The sequence below is a fragment of the Priestia sp. 40 genome, from assembly GCF_049368575.1.
GTDB lineage: Bacteria > Bacillota > Bacilli > Bacillales > Bacillaceae_H > Priestia > Priestia zanthoxyli.
In genome coordinates, this window is record NZ_JBMPZA010000005.1 from 775145 (window position 1) to 793833 (window position 18689).

An 18689-nucleotide genomic window follows, 5' to 3' on the forward strand; every position below is an offset into this window, starting at 1 on the left:
TATAATCTATACCCCTCATATACGAACGGCATAAATATTGATAACTTTATTAATGAAAGAACCTGGACATATCTCCTTGATTTAAAGTTGCTCGATTAAAACGGCCTGCTTGCATAAGTTCTGCACGAAGCATTTTTCGCAACTCATCGTCCGTTAATTCTGGCTTTGCTGTTTCTGCCACAACTTTTTCTTCTTGCTTATGCCCTTTTTGCTCCTTTTGAAGATGAAACAGCTGTTTTACACCTGCTAAGTTTACACCTTGTTCAATCAGATCACGGATTTCAAGCAGCTTATCAACATCGTTAAATGAGAATAATCGTCGATTTCCCTCTGTTCTTACTGGTGCAACTAATTCATGTTCTTCATAGTAGCGAATTTGGCGAGCCGACAACTCAGTTAACTGCATCACAATTCCAATCGGGAAAAGTGGCGTATTTCTTCGAATGTTGTCACTCATTTCAGTTCCTCCTTTGGATTAACTATTTACATTGTATGCTATGTTAGTTCACCTGTCAACCGAATGTTAGTAATTCTAACATAAATTTTTCTGAACATTTTTTCTATACAAATAAATAGCACTTCGTTTATTTTTATAGCTTATTTTTTTCCTTCTTAACGGGGAGAAATAATCTTTCTATCTTATAAAAGTTCTTTTGTCAGCAATTGATCTACCGCCATGCATATTGCTACTTTTACGTGAGCATACGTTAACCCGCCCTGCACGTAAGCGACATAAGGCGGCCTAATAGGTCCATCTGCCGTAAGCTCGAGGCTTGCTCCTTGTATAAACGTTCCAGCTGCCATAATCACATCATCTTCGTACCCTGGCATATAAGCAGGATACGCCGTTACGTGTGAATTAATTGGCGAAGCGAATTGAATTGCCTGACAAAAAGCAACCATTTTATCGCGGTCATCAAACTGAACGGATTGAATTAAATCTGTTCGTTCACTGTCCCACTTCGGTTCACTTTGCATACCAAGCTCTTCAAACATAGCGGATGAGAAAACCGCTCCTTTTAATGCTTGACCTACTACGTGCGGCGCCAAGAAGAACCCTTGATACATTTCTTGTAAGCTATAAAGCGTCGCTCCAGCTTCTGCACCGATTCCAGGAGTTGTCATTCGGTATGAACAAGCTTCCACTAGGTCTTTTCGTCCTGCAATATAGCCACCGATTTTAGCAAGACCTCCGCCAGGGTTCTTAATAAGCGACCCCGCCATCAAATCTGCTCCTACATGCGTCGGTTCCATTGTTTCTACAAATTCACCGTAGCAGTTGTCAACAAATACAACAACGTCAGGCTTAATGCTCTTTACAAACGAAATCATTTCTTTTATTTGCGCGACTGTAAAAGAAGGACGAATGCCGTAACCTTTTGAACGCTGAATACCTATCATCTTTGTATGCTCATGAATAGACGCTTTCACTTCTTCAAAATCCACTTGACCTTGCGCTGTTAAATCTACTGATTTATAGCTAATATTATATTCTTTTAAAGAGCCTACGCCGCTTCCTCGTATACCAACAATTTCTTCAAGGGTGTCATAAGGCTTTCCCGTTATATATAATAGTTCATCTCCAGGACGCAGTACACCAAACAGCGATATGCCAATTGCGTGCGTACCTGAAATAATTTGCGGACGCACCAGGCAAGCTTCTGTTCCAAAAACGTCCGAGTATACTTTCTCCAACGTATCGCGGCCTAGATCGTCGTATCCATACCCCGTTGTCGGATTAAAATGTGAATCACTCACTCGATTTTGCTGAAAGCTTTGCAGCACCCGAAACTGATTTGCTTCAATACGCTCGTCAATTTTCTCATGCACGGGCTTAATCTGCTTTTCTACTTTTTCAGCAAGTTCTCGAATGCGTGCCCCGTTTTTTAACTGATCAAACATCATTTCTTTGTTCCTCAACTTTCTTCAAGCGTTTGTAGCTTTTTGTAAAGGGGGTGTTCTTTTGCAATATACCCTTTGCACTGATACTTCTCAGTTTCTTCATTGAATTTTAACGACTCAACAATAGAGACTGTTTTGAGTTCAGCGAGCATTTTCCCTTCATAAGCCGGCAGCAGCACATGAAAAAACGCCATTTCTTTTTTCATTTCTTCTTGAATTCTTTCCCCAAGCTTCACTAAATCAGCGGCTTTAAAAGCGCTCATTGATAACGATGTTGAAGCGGATGGGACAAATAGTTCATGTTGCATATCTTCTTTATTATAAACTGTCAGCATCGGAATGTCCGTTACGTTCAGCTCTTCTAGTAAGCGATGCACTGTTTTTTCGTGGTTGTTGTAATCTGGATTAGATGAATCTACCACGTGCAGAACAAGGTCAGCTTCGGTTACTTCTTCAAGTGTTGAACGGAACGCGGCTACTAACGTTGTTGGAAGATCTTGAATAAATCCAACCGTATCCGTTAACAGAGCCGTTAATCCTGACGGAAGCGTATACTGTCTTGTGGTTGGATCAAGAGTTGCAAACAGCTGATTTTCTTCAAAAATACCAGCTTCTGTTAAGCGGTTAAAGATCGTCGATTTACCAGCGTTCGTATAGCCCACAATTGCAATTTGATAGACATGATTACGCTTACGTCTTTCTCGATAACGTTCGCGGTGACTTACCACTGTCTTTAACTGACGCTTAATTTCATCAATTTTACGGCGAATATGTCTGCGGTCACTTTCAAGTTTCGTTTCACCAGGACCTCTTGTTCCAATTCCGCCTCCAAGACGCGACAAAGCGGTACCTTGTCCTACTAACCTAGGCAGCAGATAATTTAATTGAGCAAGTTCCACCTGCATTTTTCCTTCTCGCGTTTGAGCACGCTGTGCGAAGATATCCAAAATCAGCTGCGTGCGGTCAATAACACGCGCAGATAACCCTGCTGACAAATTGCGGATTTGACTCGGTGACAATTCATCATTAAATACAATTAAATCAGGCTCTAACTCTTCTTCAAGAGCCACAAGTTCTTCTACTTTCCCTTTTCCAATATAAGTAGCTGGATGAATGCGATCGCGCTTTTGCGTTAACCTTACCAGCACTTCGCCTTTTGCAGTCTCAGTTAAAGATGCTAGCTCATCCATTGAATATTCAAAACGTTCGTCATCGTCATGAAGCTGACATCCGACTAAAATTACGCGTTCAAGTTCAGTATTCATTTCTGCTGTCAAAGATTTTTCCTTCCCTTACTATTAAATTGACAAATCATTCATATCATATCAAAAAAATGTCCATTTCTCCATCTTTGCAAAAGAGACAGAATACATTGTCTTTTACTAGTTTAACACCCTTTTTAAAATCTATAAAACGATGATTAAAAAACCATTGAAATATCACGAAATTCTGTATACAATTTGAATTGGTTTACTTATCGAAATTTGAATCAGGCTGCCTGATTTTAAAATAATAGTCGCTACTTGGTGAAAACAGAATAAAGGGGATAGCATCATGACTTGGGACGTACTTAGCATTATTGGAACGATTGCCTTTGCAATCAGCGGAGCTTTCATTGCCATGGAAGAGGAGTATGATATTTTAGGCGTTTACATACTGGGAATCGTAACGGCTTTTGGCGGAGGAGCCATTCGAAACCTGCTTATCGGTGTACCGGTGTCTGCCCTTTGGGAACAAGGACTCTTTTTTCAGATTGCTTTATTATCTATCACTGCCACTTTTTTATTTCCAAACAATATCTTAAAACATTGGAAGCGATGGGGAAACTTTTCGGACGCCATTGGCCTTGCAGCATTCGCGATTCAAGGAGCGCTTTATGCCACTCATATGAACCATCCGCTTAGCGCGGTTATTGTAGCTGCGGTCTTAACAGGAAGCGGCGGGGGGATTATCCGAGATTTATTAGCACGCCGAAAGCCTACTGTTCTTAAAGATGAAATTTATGCGGTATGGGCGATTATCGCAGGATTTAGCGTAGGGCTGCATATTACAAACACGCCTGTAGAACTTTATACGCTATTTATCTTACTTGTAGGTCTTCGGATGTGTTCATATATTTACAAATGGCGCCTGCCGATTAAAACGATTCGACAACCAAATATATAGAAAAAAGCCTTTCATGACGAAAGGCTTTTTTTCACAGCTGAATATCACTTGACGTTAAAGTTAGAAGCTCGTTGCGCTCAAAGCTTTCTTCTTCTAAAAGCCTCATGGATTGAGTGCGTATGGAACGTTCAATAATGTTTCGCACATATCTACCGTTACTAAAATCCCTAGGCGTCTGATTATACTTTACGTCCATGAAATGATCTTTTAGCTTTTTATAGGCCTCTGTACTAAACTGATACTGCCTGTCATTCATCATGTGACCCGCAATGTCCATCAGTTCATTGACATCATAATCCGGAAAATCAAAAATAAACGGAAACCTAGAGCGCAGCCCTGGATTAAGACTTAAGAAATTTTCCATTTCTCTTGGATAACCAGCTAAAATCAATACAAACTTATCATTTGAATCTTCCATATGTTTGACCAATGTATCAATCGCTTCTTTTCCAAAATCTTTTTCTCCCCCTCTTGCAAGAGAATAAGCCTCATCGATAAATAGAATACCTCCAAGCGCTTTTTTTACAAGATCTCTCGTTTTCTGAGCGGTATGACCAATGTATTCTCCAACTAAATCTGCCCGCTCTGCTTCAATTAAATGTCCTTTAGACAAGATGTTCATATTCAAAAATAATTTACCTAGCAGGCGGGCTACCGTCGTTTTCCCTGTTCCTGGATTTCCTTTAAACATCATATGCAGCGCCTGCTTTCCCGCTTTTAAGCCCTGTTCCTCTCTTTTTTTGTTAATATATAACCACGCATATATTTCTTTTATCATTTTTTTCAATTCTTCCATTCCAACCAGTCCGCTCATTTCTCGTTCAATTTCCCGAAGCGGCTCATGATTTATCACAGCTTTTTTGGCAGGACGCGGAATTGATGTCGTATACGATTTTTCCTTTTTTGTTTCATTATTTAAAATGATATTAATTTGCCCATTATTTTTAAGAGTTATCGGCTGTTCCACCATGTTCACCTCTCGTTTCATCCCACTTCTCTGTATCGCATAGCTGCATGCGATGAACGATACGAAGACAATGATCTCTTATTACCGAAGAAATAATCGTCTATTATAAGGTTTATGTTCAATGAGTAAAAACAATGTTAAGAAACTTTTCTAAGCCTTTATTTGCATAAAAAAAGCATCCGAATATGCGGATGCTTCTCTTTAATCTCTATTCAAGTTCTACTGTAATATTTTTATTTGGTACAAATGTCGAAATAGCATGTTTATAAATCAGCTGTTGTTTTCCTTCAGATTCAATTAGCACAGTAAAATTATCAAATCCTTTAATTAGTCCTCTTAACTGAAAACCATTTAAAAGAAATACCGTCACATAGATATTTTCTTTACGTAATTGATTTAAAAATTGGTCTTGAATATTAACTGATTGTTTCATTATTCGGCCTCCTCGTTTCTCTATCTGTTTACTTAATTCGCTTCTTTCTTCAGCTTTCCTGCAATATATGTAAAAATTTCAGCAAACTTTTCGGGAAATTTGTCAACTTCCATCTCTATCCATTTTACAGGCATTTTATTTCGAAACCACGTTAACTGACGCTTTGCATATCTGCGTGAATTTTGTTTCAACTGTTCAACGGCTTCTTCGAGCGTACAGCGTCCCTCGAAATAAGCATAGAGCTCTTTGTAGCCGATAGCTTGAATTGATTGTACATCATGAAGACCACTTTCGTACAATGATTTGACTTCCTCAAGCAGTCCAGCCTGCATCATCATATCGACTCGGTGATTAATTCTCTCATATAATACGTCTCTATCCATTGTAAGTCCAATAATGCTTACGTCATATAATAACTCTTGCGACTGTTCTTTTGTATAGTCACTGAATTTCTTGCCGGTTACTTCATAAACTTCAAGGGCTCTGATTACACGGCGATGATTGTTTTTATGGATAGCAGCTGCACTGTCTGGGTCAATCTCTTTTAGCTTTTCATACAGGGGGTCAATGCCATGAGCTTTAATGAATACTTCCATTCGTTCACGAACTTTTTCATCACTAGGAGTTTCTGTGAACTGATAATCATAAATAACGGATTGAATATAAAGACCCGTCCCTCCAACAATCATCGGCATTTTTCCTCTAGCGTGAATATCATCGATTTGTTTTCTTACAATCTCTTGAAATTCTGCCACAGAAAACGATTCATCTGGTTCCTTAATATCGATCAGGTAATGGGGAACACCCTGCATCTCTTCTTCTGACACCTTTGCTGTTCCGATATCCATCCCTTTATAAATTTGCATGGAATCACCTGAAATAATTTCTCCGTCTAACTGTTTGGCAAGTTCAATGCTCAATTTTGTTTTACCAACCGCAGTTGGTCCAATAATGACAATAAGTTTTGGTTTCTCTCCCGTCATAACAACACTACTTTCATCTATAGGCATTCACATCATTCCATTTTATCCAAATGGCCATGATTTATTCAACAAAACGGCTAGCTGCAGCTAGCCGCATTGCCTACATCACTCGCTTAAACATTTTTTCCATTTCATACGTCGAGTGATGAATAATAATTGGTCGTCCGTGCGGACACGTAAATGGATCTGTTGTTTTTCTCAACGTTTCAAGTAAAGCAAAAATCTCATCGTTTCGCAAATGATGATTCGCTTTAATCGATCCTTTACAGCTCATCATAATAGCCGCTTCTTCTCGTAACTTTTCGATATTGACTCTTTTCATCGTAAAGATTTGCTGAATCATTTCTTCAATGGTTTCCTGTTCCTCTCCTTTTGGAAACCACTGCGGATGTGAACGAACTATATAGGAGTTTTGTCCAAACGGTTCTAAAAAGACTCCTACTTCAGCAAGCATGTCTTTGTATTCTTCTAAAATCAAGGCTTCATTTCCCGAGAACTCTAGCGTAAGCGGCATAAGCAGTTCTTGAACTTCTGAATCTACTTCTCCAAGCTTTCGCTTAAAATATTCGTACTTAATTCTCTCCTGCGCCGCGTGCTGATCAATAATAAATAATCCTTTTTCATTTTGTGCCAAAATATACGTTCCGTGCATTTGGCCAATTGGGTACATCGCAGGAACACGCGGTTCTGGCTGCTCTTTGGCTGAACGGGTTGGTTCTAGAATAGGGACATTTTCTTCCACTGATTCTTCATAGTGTTCTATTTCTCGAAACGTTGGTTCAAGTTCTTCATCTTGGCGTATGACCTCTGTTTTAACAGGCGGCATGATCTCGTCTACACGAGCAGGAGCCTCCTTAAAGCTAGGCTCGCGAACCGTATCAGACGGCTGATAGCCAGATGGTTTAGACTGATGATCAAATGTAAAGGTCTGCTGCTCAGTTGGCTGAACAGCTGATTTTGACTTAGTTGGCACTACAGCATCCGGAATTAACTGCTGCTTTTTAAAAGCAGCTTTCACTCCTTGTTCAATAAGCTCAAACAGCTCCGCTTCTTTACTTAAACGCACTTCTAGTTTCGCTGGATGAACATTCACGTCCACTAATAAAGGGTCCATTGTAATGGTTAAAAACACGATTGGAAAACGGCCGATTGGTAAAAGGGTATGATAGCCCTGCTGTACCGCTTTTAACAGCCCGTAGTTTTTAACAAACCGACCGTTAATAATGGTGGACATATAGTTACGAGAAGCTCTTGTAATTTCAGGAAGAGCAACGTAACCATTCACTTCATAATCAAGTGACTGAACATTAATCGGAATCATTTTTTTGGCTACTGCCATTCCATAAATAGCGGCAAGCACTTGGCGCACATCTCCGCTCCCGTTTGTATACAGAAGCTGTCTTCCTTGATGCATCAACCTAATTGAAACTTCAGGATGAGACATCGCAAGACGATTGACGACATCCGTTACGTTACCAAGCTCCGTGTTTACCGTCTTCATATATTTTAAACGTGCAGGTGTGTTGAAAAATAAGTTTTCAATAACAAGTTCGGTACCTTTTCGGCTTGACGTTAATTCGTGATGAACGATTTCTCCGCCTCTGAGTTTAAGATGAGTGCCGGCTTCTTCTCCCGTACTCGTTTTAAGTTCAAGCATTGAAACCGAAGCAATACTTGGCAAAGCTTCACCGCGAAATCCTAACGTTCGAATTCGAAATAAATCTTGTTCTGTTTTGATTTTACTTGTCGCATGTCTTTTAAAAGCGGTCAAGCAGTCTTCCGAAGCAATGCCGTCTCCATTATCCAATATCCGAATTTTTGAAAGTCCAGCTTCTTCTAGCTCAATTTCAATAACTGTACTGTTTGCATCAATAGCATTTTCGACTAGTTCTTTCACCACCGAAGCAGGTCGTTCAACAACCTCTCCGGCAGCAATTTTATTTGAAAGTTCGTCTGAAAGCTGCACAATTTTACCCACAGACTCACTCCTCTCAATCTATTTCTTCTTTAATGATTTTTGCAGTTCATACATCGCATTCATTGCGTCTAAAGGCGTCATTTCTAAAATATCCAGCTCTTTTAAACGATCTATAATTGCTTTTTCCCGTTTCGAAAGCGCAGGCTTTTCTTTTTTCTCTTCTATTTCAAAGAACGAAAGCTGATTGGCTTCATCTGCTTTTTTATTATCTGCACGTTCTTCTTGAACCAAAGAAGCACCTTCTTGTGGAACTTGTTGTGTCATCTCTTCTCTTTTTGGAGCCTGATGTACAGGTTCACGCTCAGAAGATTGTTCTAAATCGTGTAAGATGACGCGAGCTCGCTCTAGAAGCGGATCTGGAAGTTCCGCTAGTTCCGCTACGTGAATACCATAACTTTTATCTGCGGCACCATCTTTGATTTTGTGTAAAAAGACGACTTTCCCATTTTTTTCAACCGCGCTTACATGAACATTTTTAAGCGCAGGAAGCGACTCATCGAGTACGGTTAATTCATGATAATGAGTAGAAAATAGGGTCTTACAGCCAATATGTTCATGAACGTATTCAATAATTGCTTGAGCAAGAGCCATTCCGTCATACGTAGACGTGCCGCGTCCAATTTCATCTAACAGAATTAGACTCGACTGAGTGGCATTTGTCACTGCATTTTTCGTTTCTAGCATCTCGACCATAAATGTACTTTGACCTGAAATTAAGTCATCGGCTGCTCCGATACGTGTAAACACTTGATCAAAAATCGGCAGAACGGCTTCGTCTGCTGGCACAAAACAGCCAATTTGAGCTAATATCGCCGTTAAAGCGACCTGACGCATATACGTACTTTTACCAGACATATTCGGTCCTGTAATCAGTAAAATTGAACTATCATCCGTCATTTGACAGTCGTTTGGCACATATTCCTGTGAATTCATTACTTTTTCTACTACTGGATGACGTCCATTTTGAATCGAAATATCTTCACTTGAAAAAATAGGCTTTGTGTAATGACGTTCTTCACTGATTTTTGCAAAGCACTGCAGTACGTCAAGCTCACTTACTTTTTTAGCGAGTTCTTGCAGCCTTGGAATATATGCTTTTACTTCTTCACGAATTTGTAAAAACAATTCATATTCCAGCTCTACAATTTTCTCTTCCGCTTCTAAAATCAGCGCTTCTTTTTCTTTCAGCTCAGGCGTAATAAAACGCTCTGCATTGGTTAACGTCTGTTTTCGTTCATACATTCCTTCAGGCAAAAGATGCAGATTTGCCCGTGTTACTTCTATATAATAGCCGAACACGCGATTATAACCAATTTTCAGTGAGCGAATCCCAGTTTTCTCACGCTCTTGCTGTTCAAGTGACGCAATCCACGTTTTTCCGTTTCGGCTTGCATCTCGGTATTGATCAAGCTGTTCATGATAGCCGTCATTAATAATGTCTCCTTCTTTAATTGACAAAGGAGGGTGCTCTTTTAATCCTCTTTCAAGAAGATTAGCTAATCGCTCACAAGGATCAATGTCTTCAACAAGCTTTGTGGCATAAGGATGATTCAAACGATTCACAACCTCTTGAATATGAGGCACATTTTGCAATGATTTTTTTAATTGAATTAAATCACGAGCATTTACATTACCAAAAGCTACTCGACCAGCTAAGCGTTCTAAATCATATACGTCTTTTAACAACTCACGCAGTTCTTCTCGTTCAAAAAACTGTTTCATTAAGACATCTACCATATTCAAACGATTATCAATATCCGCTTGTTTTAAAAGTGGACGGTCAATCCAATTTTTTAATAAACGGCCGCCCATTGCCGTAACGGTCTGATCTAATAACCATAGAAGCGAGCCTTTCTTTCCTTTTGAACGAATTGTTTCGGTTAACTCTAAGTTTCGCTTAGAGAACAAATCAATTTTCATATATTCATTGATTTGATAAAACTGCACGGGCTGTAAATGTTCAAGCGAACGCTTCTGCGTGCGAGTTAAATACTGAAGAATACGCGCAAACGTTGTAATAAGCTTTTGCTGCTGAAGCGACTCTACTAAATAATCTAGCCCTTCTACTTGCTCTGTACTATTCTCATAAGAAATTGTAATCGTCATGCGCTCTTTTAGTGTTTGTAATAAGTCAGCAGGAAACTCAGAGCTTACAACGACTTCTTTTGCTTCTTTTGCATAAATCTCTGAGACGATATCGTGAAACGAACTAACAAGCGTTACGCTGTTTTCTCCCGTAGACAAATCAGAAAGAGCAAGACCAAACGTTTGATCCTCGAACGCAGTAACAGAACAAATATAGTTATTTTCCTTTTCATGCAGTCCGCGTTCGTTCATCAGTGTTCCGGGTGAAATCACCTGCACCACTTCTCGCTTTACAACCCCTTTTGCATGCTTAGGGTCTTCTACTTGCTCACAAATAGCTACTTTAAATCCCTTTTCAATTAAACGCTCGATATACGTAGGAGCAGAGTGATACGGAACCCCGCACATCGGAATTCTCTCTTGTCCTCCTCCGTCTCGACTTGTTAATGTTATTTCAAGTTCTTGAGAAGCTGTCGTAGCATCTTCAAAGAACATTTCATAAAAATCACCTAATCTAAAAAATAAAAAGGCATCTTGATACTCTGCCTTAATTCTCAAATATTGCTGTATCATTGGCGTATACGCTGCCATACTATTCCTCCATACCACATCTAGTTGTGCGTTTTTGCTACACGTATTATAACATAAGTCTTTCTTAAACTTAATTTATTCAAATAGAACAATCTTCAATTTCTTTTCATCACATAAATAAAAAAGCTTCGGACAAAGGAAGAAGCTTGTCCGAAGCTTTTCATTATTTACTGCTGTTTAAATGACTGTGCTTACGTCCGTATAAGAAGTAAACCGCTAGCCCTAGTACAAGCCAAATTGCGAAACTAATCCATGTTAACTTTGGAAGCTGAAGTGCTAAGTATAAACAGAACACAAAAGCTAAAATTGGAATCACCGGCACAAACGGTACGCGGAAACCAGTCGATTCTGAAGTCTGTTTTGATTTACGTAAATATAAAATTCCAATTGATACGGTCATGAAAGCAAAAAGAGTACCGATGTTTGTTAACTCTGCCAATCTTCCTAATGGTACTAAACCAGAGAAGATAGATACTAGTAAACATGTAATCCACGTATTTACTACCGGCGTTTGTTTTTTCTCACTGATTTTTGAAAAAGGCTTTGGCAATAGACCATCTCGACTGATTGCATAGAATAAACGAGTTTGTCCATACATCATAACGAGTAACACCGTTGTAATACCAACAATTGCTCCTAATGAAATGAATCCTGCTACCCAGTCTTGGTTAATGTAGCTTAAAGCAAATGCTACAGGGTTTTTGACATTTAATTCTGTATAAGGTACGATCCCTGTTAAGATAAGCGATACGACGATATAAAGGACTGTACAAATCGCAAGAGATGCAATGATTCCGATCGGCATATCTCGCTGAGGCTTGCGTACTTCCTCGGCCGCTGTTGCTACAGCATCAAACCCAATATAGGCGAAGAATACAGTTGCTGCTCCTGTTGCTACTCCTGAGAAACCAAACGGCATAAACGGCGTCCAGTTTTCTGGTTTAACATAGCTGACTCCTACTACGATAAATAGAAGCACGACAGCCAGTTTTATAATAACCATGATAGCATTAAAACGTGAAGATTTTTTTACACCTTGCGTTAAAAGTAATGTGATTAAGAAAACAATCATAATTGCTGGAACATCAATATATGTGCCGTTTGCAGGATTGTATGCACTTGTTAAAGCTTTTGGAAAATGTATGCCAAATCCTGCTAACAATCCTTGGAAATAACCCGACCATCCGCTGGCTACAGCTGATGAAGCAAGACCGTATTCCAAGATCAGGTCCCACCCTAAAATCCAAGCGATTAATTCACCGAATGTTGCATAACTGTAAGTGTATGCACTTCCTGAAACGGGAACTGTTGAGGCAAACTCTGCATAACAAAGAGCTGCAAACACACACGCAAGTCCTGACATAATAAAGGAAATAACTAAAGCTGGACCGGCATGTTCAGCTGCTGCTACGCCTGTTAATACAAAAATCCCCGTTCCGATAATGGCTCCAATTCCTAACATCGTTAAATCAAAAGCACCTAAATCCTTTTTTAATTTAACACCTTTAGAGTTGGTTTCACTAATTAACGTTTGAATTGATTTTTTACGAAATAAGCTCATAGTAAACCCCCAAAAAATACTTATCTGATATAACTAAATTTTCTGAAAATTAATGCATTATTTTCTTTAGATTTACTATACACTGCCTATTCGACAAAAAGCAATATATTTTTTTGTTTTTATAGAATTTTCTTAAAATAGTAAAAATAAAAAAACTAGGAAGAACTTCTTCCTAAGTTACTCATCGTCTCCTAATATAAAATCAGGATCTAAATCTTCAAATTCGTCGTCATCTACGTCTAAATCAAACTCGTCTTCATCATCGCAGCCTTTCGGGTTCACCGCAACGCAAACCTTAGTTTCGCCAATCACTTCTGCCAATAATTCTCTCTCTACTTGAACAATTGTTTTATTACCATTTGGTGAAATTGTGCACTCTAAGCAATTTGGCTGCTGCAGCACTCGAACAATTACTTCATAATCGTCTCCAATCGAATCTTCATCTTTATAGCGCAGCTTAATATTATCTTTGTATGATACGGTTTCCGTCCAAACTTCGGTTTTTGTATTATTATTGTACGAATACCAGATGTTAATATCATATCTGCCGTCAACTTCTACATTGCTGCCGCTTTTTTTTGCTTTGTACTCATGGTTAATCACCCAGCACCCCAAGATGCTTGTTGGTCGATTTTTCGGTGCAAGCGTATGAGACGATTGTGTAAACTTGCGACCTTTACCTACGACTGCTTTTGTAATAATTTCTCTATAGTGTTGTGACATGTGAGCATACCCTCCTCAAACTATCTTCATTTCATCCTATGCAGGCTCATTCACTTGTTTGCACATTATTTTTAAGAAACTAGGTTTAAGGCATAAAAAACCTATGTTCCATTGTATGCAAGGATATAGAAAAACGTGACAATTATTAGAGAGAAAATCTGCCCAATTTTCATGCCGCGTGATGCACAAAAAAATGCCTCAGCAAATTGCTGAGGCATTTTTTCTTTATGAGCAGCTAGACCCAGGGCTGTTTCGCACCTGTGAACCCGTTTCACCGCGCAGTAAATCACCATCTGTTGACACAATAATCTCATCGGTTACTGTGGTTGAAATAGTGTTAGCAACAAGTTGAAGCAAATCATTCACGTTCATTTGAGACTCTTGAAACTGCTGAATAATCGGCAGTTCATCGAGCTCTTGCTGCAAGCGATCGATTTTCGCCTCGACTTGTTTTAACGCTTCTGCTTTACCGTAGTGTTGGAAATTGACAGCTTGTTTTTGCAAGCTTTTAATGCTTGCAATGGTTTCACGCACTTTTTGGTTTTCGTTAAGCTGAGCTTCGGCACGCTTGAAGAAATCTACTTCTTCCGTTTCAGCAATCATTTTTGCCAGCTCTTGAGCACGTTCAATTACGTCACTCTTATTATACTGCGCCATATTACTTCACCTCTGCTGTTTCTTCTACCATTTCCCCATTTAATGTCCATGTTTTGGCTTTTGTAACTTTTACTTTTACAAGTTGACCAATCACTGACTTAGGTGCTTTGAAGTTTACAAGCTTACTTTTTTCAGTATAGCCTGCTAGTACTTCAGGGTTATTTTTACTTTCACCTTCTACTAATACTTCGACAACTTTACCTTCATATTCCTTCAATTTCTTTGCAGAAATTTCATTTACAAGAGCATTTAAGCGCTGAAGACGCTCTTTTTTCACTTCCATTGGTACATTGTCTTGCATCTTAGCAGCCGGAGTACCTTCACGAGGTGAGTAAATAAACGTGTACGCACTATCAAATTCAACCTCACGATATAATGACATCGTTTCTTCAAACTGCTCATCCGTTTCATTTGGGAAACCAACAATAATATCAGTTGTTAATGATGCTGTTGGAATAGCTTCTTTAATTTTACGAACAAGCTCTAAATAATGTTCACGAGAATATTTTCGTGCCATAATTTTTAAGATGTCGCTGCTTCCTGATTGAACAGGTAAGTGAATGTGGTCGACAAGATTTCCGCCTTTAGCAAGAACTTCAATTAAACGGTCATCAAAGTCACGAGGGTGACTTGTTGTAAAACGAATACGCGCAACGTCAATTTTGCGGATTTCATCCATTAAATCCCCTAAGCCGTACGTCATGTCTTCAAAATCTTTTCCGTATGCATTAACGTTTTGGCCTAAAAGCGTAATTTCTTTATAGCCTTGAGCAGCTAAATGACGGACTTCTTGGATAATGTCTTCTGGACGACGGCTTCGTTCTTTCCCTCGCGTATATGGAACGATACAGTACGTACAGAACTTGTCACAGCCGTACATGATGTTAACCCATGCTTTAACGCTGCCTTTACGTGCTCTTGGAAGGTTTTCAATAACATCCCCTTCCTTAGACCATACTTCAATCACCATTTCTTTTGCTAAGTATGCTTCGTTTAAAATGTGAGGCAAACGGTGAATGTTATGTGTACCAAAAATCATATCCACGTGCTGATGTTTTTGTAAAATTTTATTTACAACTGACTCTTCTTGAGACATACATCCGCAGACGCCGATTAATAATTCAGGGCGCTCTCGCTTTAAGGCCTTCAAGTGTCCTAATTCACCAAACACTTTATTTTCCGCATTTTCACGGATCGCACACGTATTCAATAAAATAACATGAGCATCTTCAACAGAGTCAGTTGGCTCGTAGCCAAGGCCTAGAAAAATACCAGCCATTACTTCTGTATCGTGCTCATTCATTTGACAGCCGTACGTACGAATATAAAACTTACGTCCCTGTCCCATTCCATGAAACTGTTCATCGATTGCAAAATCATTGTGATAGGAAACTTCTTCTTTTCCTCGTTTTTTCGCATCTTTTAAAGAAGGCGGCATGTATACTGTTTGAAAATATTTGCTGTAATCCTTTTCGGATTTTTTGTCCGCTGGATTAACTTGGTTGCTTTCTAAACGTTGTTTTTCGTTCATAAAAAAATCTCCTTTCGCCATGACAATTGTCACGTTGCACCTGTAAATCGCAAAAAAATGTGACAGCCTTATGCTTATGCATAAAACTCATCACATTAACATAGTATATAACTTTCAAGTAGCGAACACAATCATATACCTGTTTTCTATACCTGTTTCGTTAAAAATTCGTTCGACTTTCGAAACATTTATTAAATTACAAAAAGAGATTGATATATAACTAAATTAATCTATTTTAGAGACGAACAAATGAGATAACAGAGTTCATGTAAATCGCTTATTCCACCTCTGTTGATTTCCGTGCAAGACTTCGCTTTCCGCAAGCGGCCGATGAGCCCCCACCTTACTCTCCACTCAACAGGTAGAAGCAGCTGCGTACATGAAACCTACGTTCGCTATCACTATGAAAAAATCCGAACGAGTTGGATTCTCCATTAAGAATCGCAATTCATCGTTCGGATTTCCCCTCTACGAAACTGCTTTTGTTGCAGCCTCTTTTACATAAATTCAGCTACTAGCTCATCAAATTTTTCCTCAGTCATGCCTAAGTCCGCTTTTGACAGCGGCTCTTCACTATAACCGTGAACAAGCTGCTGATACGACGGCTGATGCGCATTTTGATAAATAAGCCCTGTTACTAAACCGTTATGCTCCATTAACGTCTGCATAGCTTGCATACGATTGTTTGCATCATAACCTTCAATTGTGCTAAGACTAGTTAGGTTTTCTTTAAACCAATCATACGTGTTCACTTTGTTATACGTTACGCACGGGCTAAATACGTTAATTAAAGAAAAACCTTTATGCTGGATACCTTGTTCAATTAAGCTTGTTAACTCTTTTAAATTCGTTGAAAAGCTTTGAGCCACAAACGTTGCCCCAGAAGTTAACGCAAGCTCCATAACAGATAAAGACGACTCGATTGATCCTTCAGGCGTACTTTTTGTCTTGAATCCTACTTCACTGCGAGGAGATGTTTGTCCTTTTGTTAAACCATAGATTTGGTTATCCATTACGATATACGTTACATCGATGTTTCGGCGAATCGCATGTACCGTGTGTCCCATACCGATAGCAAACCCATCTCCATCACCACCAGATGCGATAACGGTTAAGTCACGATTAGCCATTTTTACACCTTGAGCGATTGGAAGCGCACGTCCGTGAATACCGTGAAAACCATATGAATTAATATAACCAGAGATACGTCCAGAACATCCAATACCTGAAATAACAGCAAGCTCATGAGGTTCTAAACCTACGTTAGCAGATGCGCGTTGAATGGCTGCTTGTACGGAGAAATCTCCACACCCCGGACACCAGTTAGGTTTTACACTGTTACGAAAATCTTTAAACGTTGCCATTTAACACAAACATCTCCTTACTTTTTGCGTATACTTCTTGCGGAAGAAATGGATTTCCATCATACTTCAATACGCTTTGAATTTTATCATGACTTGCAATATTCATTTTTAAAATATTAGCAAGCTGTCCAGTAGCATTGTTTTCAACGACGACTACTTTTTTAGCTCCTTGCACGTAAGGAAGCAGTTCGTCAGCTGGGAAAGGATGAATCAAACGAATGTGAGCATGGTTGACTTTTATACCATCCTGTTCCAAACGTTCCATTGCCTCTTCAATGACTCCTCGCGTCGAATTAAATCCAACAAATAAAATATCAGACTCTTTTTCATGGGAATGGACATGAATTGGCGTATTAAAACGAATTCCTTTTGTTTTACGAAGACGCTTATTCATTTGATCATCGCGGTTCACTGGAGATTCAGATGGCTTTCCTGTCTCATCATGTTCTACTCCCGTTACGTGATGAATACCATGCTTCATTCCTGGAATGACGCGTGGTGATACGCCGTCTTCTGTTACGCGGTAGCGCCTGTAGTATTGTTTTTCTTCTAGCTCTTCTAGTTCTCCTTGCTGAAGCTTACCGCGGCGGATTTCAACGCGGTTATAGTCAAGCGGCTCTACTGATTGCTTCCCAAGTGAAAGCTGTAAATCCGTTAGCATAATAACTGGACACTGATATTCTTCTGCTAAGTTAAACGCTTCAATCGTATCGTAGAATGCTTCTTCAACCGTACTTGGCGCCATGACGATCTTTGGAATTTCACCGTGCGTACCGTAAATCATGGCCATTAAATCGGACTGTTCTTGCTTAGTTGGAAGCCCTGTACTTGGACCGCCGCGCTGCGTATCTATAATAACAACAGGCTGCTCAGTGATGCCCGCTAATCCAATCGACTCCATCATTAAGGATAGACCAGGTCCAGCTGATGCAGTCAGCGCACGTACGCCTGCATAGTTAGCTCCGATAGCCATCGTACATGCTGCGATTTCATCTTCTGTTTGAATAACGGTTCCACCAAATTGAGGAAGCTTTTTAATTAAGTATTCCATAATTTCTGAAGCAGGAGTAATTGGATATGCTGGCATAAAACGAGCGCCACCGGCTAAAGCACCTAACGCAATTGCATCGTTTCCAATCATAAACATACGTTTTTTACCATCCGCTGGATCTAGTTTCATTGTTTCTAATTGTTCGCCTAGCTGTTCACGAATGTAATCTGCACCTTTTTTAATAGCCTCCATGTTTTTTTGTACAACTTTTTGGCCTTTTTTGCCGAAGATTTCAAGCACTACTTCTTCAAATACTTCTGTGTCAATATGAAGCACAGCACTTGAAGCGCCCACAGCAACCATGTTCTTCATTAGCGACGTTCCTAATTCCGTTGCAATTTCCGTAAACGGAACAGCATATAGCGTAGCAGTTGTACATGTTTCGGGCAGACTTGGGTTGAATTTCGCATCTGCAATTACAACGCCTCCTACGCGCAGCTCATGGACGTTTACATCGATTGTTTCCTGATCGAACGCAACTAAAATATCCAAATCATCTGACACAGATCGAACCTGAGTTGTACTCACTCGGATCTTATTATTTGTATGTCCACCTTTGATACGAGAAGAAAAATGACGATAGCCGTATAAGTAATAACCTAATCGATTTAAAGCGGTTGAAAAGATTTCTCCCGTACTTTCGATTCCCTCACCCTGCTGTCCGCCAACTTTCCATGAAAGTTGCTGTACCATAAAT

General features: G+C 39.5%; 15 protein-coding genes. 1 reads left to right on the plus strand and 14 read right to left on the minus strand.

What is annotated here, in order from left to right:
- Window positions 1-49: 49 nt before the first annotated feature.
- The 3 genes from ACO1DI_RS05125 to hflX all read right to left on the minus strand — a co-directional run bounded on the left by ACO1DI_RS05125 (window position 50) and on the right by hflX (window position 3167).
- A complete protein-coding gene (locus tag ACO1DI_RS05125; RefSeq protein ID WP_014458504.1) occupies window positions 50-457 on the minus strand; it encodes a MerR family transcriptional regulator in 408 nt (135 codons plus the stop codon).
- A 182-nt stretch (window positions 458-639) separates the two neighbouring features.
- Window positions 640-1902 carry an aminotransferase class I/II-fold pyridoxal phosphate-dependent enzyme gene (locus ACO1DI_RS05130; protein ID WP_423145146.1) on the minus strand — a complete coding sequence of 421 codons (1263 nt, stop codon included), beginning with the start codon at window positions 1900-1902 and terminating at the stop codon, window positions 640-642.
- Window positions 1903-1916: 14 nt separating this feature from the next.
- A complete protein-coding gene (gene hflX / locus ACO1DI_RS05135; protein WP_042992422.1) occupies window positions 1917-3167 on the minus strand; it encodes a GTPase HflX in 1251 nt (416 codons plus the stop codon).
- A gap of 289 nt (window positions 3168-3456) precedes the next feature.
- Between hflX and ACO1DI_RS05140 the strand changes: the two genes are divergently transcribed.
- Window positions 3457-4068 carry a trimeric intracellular cation channel family protein gene (locus tag ACO1DI_RS05140; RefSeq protein WP_014458501.1) on the plus strand — a complete coding sequence of 204 codons (612 nt, stop codon included), beginning with the start codon at window positions 3457-3459 and terminating at the stop codon, window positions 4066-4068.
- 31 nt (window positions 4069-4099) lie between these two features.
- On the opposite strand, the gene spoVK is transcribed toward ACO1DI_RS05140, so the two are convergent.
- The 11 genes from spoVK to ACO1DI_RS05195 form a co-directional block, all read right to left on the minus strand.
- Window positions 4100-5038, minus strand: coding sequence for a stage V sporulation protein K (gene spoVK, locus ACO1DI_RS05145; protein ID WP_223546698.1), 939 nt, complete (start codon window positions 5036-5038; stop codon window positions 4100-4102).
- Between the two features lie 205 nt (window positions 5039-5243).
- Window positions 5244-5468 carry an RNA chaperone Hfq gene (hfq, locus tag ACO1DI_RS05150; protein WP_013058791.1) on the minus strand — a complete coding sequence of 75 codons (225 nt, stop codon included), beginning with the start codon at window positions 5466-5468 and terminating at the stop codon, window positions 5244-5246.
- Window positions 5469-5500: 32 nt separating this feature from the next.
- Window positions 5501-6451 (minus strand): tRNA (adenosine(37)-N6)-dimethylallyltransferase MiaA, encoded by a 951-nt coding sequence (miaA, locus tag ACO1DI_RS05155; RefSeq protein WP_014458499.1) that lies wholly within the window; start codon window positions 6449-6451, stop codon window positions 5501-5503.
- 100 nt (window positions 6452-6551) lie between these two features.
- Window positions 6552-8429: a DNA mismatch repair endonuclease MutL gene (gene mutL / locus ACO1DI_RS05160; protein WP_140451691.1), complete on the minus strand. Its 1878-nt coding sequence runs from the start codon at window positions 8427-8429 to the stop codon at window positions 6552-6554.
- 18 nt (window positions 8430-8447) lie between these two features.
- A complete protein-coding gene (gene mutS / locus ACO1DI_RS05165; protein WP_115654813.1) occupies window positions 8448-11105 on the minus strand; it encodes a DNA mismatch repair protein MutS in 2658 nt (885 codons plus the stop codon).
- Window positions 11106-11268: 163 nt separating this feature from the next.
- The gene (locus tag ACO1DI_RS05170) at window positions 11269-12666 is read right to left on the minus strand and encodes an amino acid permease (protein WP_014458496.1); all 1398 of its coding nucleotides are present in this window, start codon (window positions 12664-12666) and stop codon (window positions 11269-11271) included.
- A gap of 177 nt (window positions 12667-12843) precedes the next feature.
- Window positions 12844-13389 (minus strand): outer spore coat protein CotE, encoded by a 546-nt coding sequence (locus ACO1DI_RS05175; RefSeq protein WP_013058796.1) that lies wholly within the window; start codon window positions 13387-13389, stop codon window positions 12844-12846.
- A gap of 225 nt (window positions 13390-13614) precedes the next feature.
- Complete coding sequence (locus ACO1DI_RS05180; protein WP_014458495.1) at window positions 13615-14046, minus strand: RicAFT regulatory complex protein RicA family protein; 432 nt, start codon at window positions 14044-14046, stop codon at window positions 13615-13617.
- A gap of 1 nt (window position 14047) precedes the next feature.
- A complete protein-coding gene (gene miaB / locus ACO1DI_RS05185) occupies window positions 14048-15577 on the minus strand; it encodes a tRNA (N6-isopentenyl adenosine(37)-C2)-methylthiotransferase MiaB (protein WP_025601388.1) in 1530 nt (509 codons plus the stop codon).
- A gap of 497 nt (window positions 15578-16074) precedes the next feature.
- Window positions 16075-16941, minus strand: coding sequence for a 2-oxoacid:ferredoxin oxidoreductase subunit beta (locus ACO1DI_RS05190; RefSeq protein WP_013058799.1), 867 nt, complete (start codon window positions 16939-16941; stop codon window positions 16075-16077).
- Entirely contained in the window at window positions 16928-18685 is a 1758-nt protein-coding gene (locus tag ACO1DI_RS05195; RefSeq protein WP_423145147.1) for a 2-oxoacid:acceptor oxidoreductase subunit alpha, read from the minus strand. The genes ACO1DI_RS05190 and ACO1DI_RS05195 overlap by 14 nt, the downstream gene beginning before the upstream one ends.
- Window positions 18686-18689: the final 4 nt, after the last annotated feature.